Below are 2,677 nucleotides of genomic sequence, written 5' to 3'. Positions count from 1 at the left end.
TAGCTATAACAAAAATAAATACTCTCAAGTTCATTAATAGAAAAAATTAACACATTATGACTCTTTTAAATAATTTAGCATTTGATGCTTTCCCTCTCTATACTGTGTGTATATGTACTTTTTCTTTTAAAAATGCGCTGTTTCGTGAACTTCATAGGCACTTGTTTGTTTTACCTAATATCCAATAATTTTTTTATTAAAACTAACTCCTAATTATTTAAAATGAAAATAAATCATTCCGATTATACAATATTAGTGGTAGATGATGTAATGACAAATGTATTACTTCTTCAAGTGTTATTGGATAAGGAAGGATTCAACGTTGTTACAGCAAATGACGGGCAAGCTGCTATTGAAATAATTAGGAAGGATGTGCCCGATCTTATTCTTTTGGATATCAATATGCCTAATATGGATGGTTTTGAAGTGATAAGAGAGTTTAAAAAATATTCATTATATAGAGAGATTCCTGTCATATTTTTAACGGCGATGAATGATGTTGACAGTATTGTCAAAGGGTTTAGATTAGGAGGAAGTGATTATATAACAAAGCCTTTTAATAAGGAGGAATTAATGGCTCGTATAGTTCATCAACTCTCATTACTTGCTGCTAAACGTATTATTGTAAAACGAACCCATGTGCTTAAGAAGACAATTTTAGATAGGGACAAAATGTATTCGGTAATAGCACATGATCTACGTTCACCAATGGCATCGATGATGATGATAATGAATTCAATAATGCATGATGTTGACAAAGATAAAGTAGACCCGTCTATATATGAGCTACTGAAACTTGCTAATAAAACAACAGAAGATATATTTTCCTTGCTCGATAATTTACTGAAATGGACCAAGCTGCAGATTGGTAAGCAATTAGCTATTCCTCAAACCGTAGATCTTGTGCCTATTGTAAAAGGGACTACAGATGTTTTTATGAGTGTTGCCAGTATTAAGAATATCAAAGTAGAATTTCATACAGATATTGAATCCGCTAATGTTTTTTCAGATATAGATATGTTGAAAAGTTGTATGCGCAACTTAATCAGCAATGCCATTAAGTTTAGTTATGAAGGAGGATTGATTAAAGTAGAAATAAAAGAGTCTGATGAAGAGTATATTGTCTCTGTCTCTGATAACGGATGTGGTATAAGTGAGGCAAATCAGCAAAAACTACTCAATATCGGCACTCATTATACAAGCTATGGAACAGCTCAAGAAGAAGGTTCCGGTTTGGGACTGTTGTTGACATTGGAATTTGTCCAAAAAAATAATGGAAGATTATGGTTTGAATCTAAAGAGGGAGTGGGGTCTACATTTTTCTTTTCTCTTCCCAAAGAAATAACTAATCAATAGTTTAATACTAAATCCATGATAACAGGATTATGGTCACTATATACTTTTTTAGGTGATTCATACTTTATTCCTGAAATTTCTTTTGAATATAAGATATAATCAATTCGTAGGACACTGAATAATCCTTTGTAAGTATGCCCAATACCATTACCACATTCCTCAAATCCATCCTGTAGATCTTTTTTTATCGTTTTGTACGTATAAGAGGTTGGTGTATCATTCATATCTCCACAAAATATAACTGGTGTTGTACTCAAACGAATTTCCTCCCGTATAAGATCAGCCTGAGATGCCCGTATTCTTTGATTTACATTCATTTTGCTAATCGTTTTATAAAGTGAGTTTGGAGTGTTCCATATCGAGCCTATTCTTTTTTGATTGAAGTTTGTCGTTTGCAAATGAGCACAAATAAGCCGTATGGTTTTGTTTTCAATTAACAGGTCTGTTACAATAGCGCTATTGTAGCTGTTTTTGAACAGCATTTGCTTTATATTTTGTATTGGATAACGAGAGAATATTGCCACTTTTAAATAACCTTTTACATTTTCGGGAAAAGTATAATATGGTAGGAAGCTGAGGCATTTTCTCAATGAGTCTCCAACCTCATTGTTGTCCGGGTATTCTTGAATACAAAAAATATCTACATTTTCTGTTTTTGCAAACTCGACTATTGCTTGCAAATCATCATAGTTATTATTGCCAGCATTGTTTTGACTTATATTAAAGGTCATTACCCGTATGTTTTTTTCTGCAGAATCTATTGTTTTGGACGATTTGGGTAGTTTGTAGCCCGCTCCTAGAAAGCCTATACAAAATGTAATGGCAATAATAGATGCAACAATAAATCTTTTAGTAACAAGTAAATATATACAACTTAAGATGTTGAGAATTAAAATTATCGGTAATATTAGTCCTATAAAAGGAATAATACTATAATCTCTAGGGTCAAAGAATGGGGAGAGGACACCTACAATTGTAGTGCCTGCAATGAGTAGACTAAAAATAACAATATAAAAGTTTACTAATTTTATTGCAGCAACTTTTCCCATTAAATTCAGATTTTTTTTAAATGATATATTTATGAATAGTTTCTATTAATTTATCTTTACAGATTGGTTTGGCTAGGAATTCATTGCAACCAGAATCAATTGCTTTCTTTATGTCTTTTTCATAAGCCTTAGCACTGATCGCAATAATGATAACGTCCGGAGATACTTGACGGATGATTTTCGTTGCTTCAAATCCATCAAGCGTAGGCATATTTAAGTCCATTAATATTATATTAGGATTATACTCTTCAAACATTCTTACAGCCTCCATT

3 protein-coding genes are annotated in these 2,677 nt (G+C 32.1%); 1 reads left to right on the top strand and 2 read right to left on the bottom strand.

The window, feature by feature from the left end; all coding sequences use genetic code 11:
- The first annotated feature begins 222 nt into the window (after positions 1-222).
- A complete protein-coding gene (locus LDB17_RS13910; RefSeq protein ID WP_252639035.1) occupies positions 223-1,356 on the top strand; it encodes a hybrid sensor histidine kinase/response regulator in 1,134 nt (377 codons plus the stop codon).
- Here LDB17_RS13910 and LDB17_RS13905 read toward each other — a convergent pair.
- Together LDB17_RS13905 and LDB17_RS13900 are read right to left on the bottom strand one after the other, a co-directional pair.
- Positions 1,350-2,405 carry an endonuclease/exonuclease/phosphatase family protein gene (locus LDB17_RS13905; protein ID WP_252639034.1) on the bottom strand — a complete coding sequence of 352 codons (1,056 nt, stop codon included), beginning with the start codon at positions 2,403-2,405 and terminating at the stop codon, positions 1,350-1,352. The two genes, LDB17_RS13910 and LDB17_RS13905, sit on opposite strands and share 7 nt — an antisense overlap.
- Before the next feature lie 16 nt (positions 2,406-2,421).
- Positions 2,422-2,677 (bottom strand): response regulator (locus LDB17_RS13900; protein ID WP_393925096.1); only part of this gene is annotated, 256 nt, incomplete at its 5' end.

The organism is Dysgonomonas sp. Shenzhen-Wh21 (assembly GCF_043392705.1).
Lineage (GTDB): Bacteria > Bacteroidota > Bacteroidia > Bacteroidales > Dysgonomonadaceae > Dysgonomonas.
The sequence above is the reverse complement of the archived record's forward strand: the minus strand, read 5'-3'. Positions and strand labels throughout refer to the sequence as shown.

What these genes read in the sequence shown, in the direction of transcription:
- LDB17_RS13910 (WP_252639035.1), top strand. Translation starts at nt 223, where the DNA reads ATGAAAATAAATCATTCCGATTATACAATATTAGTGGTAGATGATGTA.
- LDB17_RS13905 (WP_252639034.1), bottom strand. Translation starts at nt 2,405, where the DNA reads ATGGGAAAAGTTGCTGCAATAAAATTAGTAAACTTTTATATTGTTATT.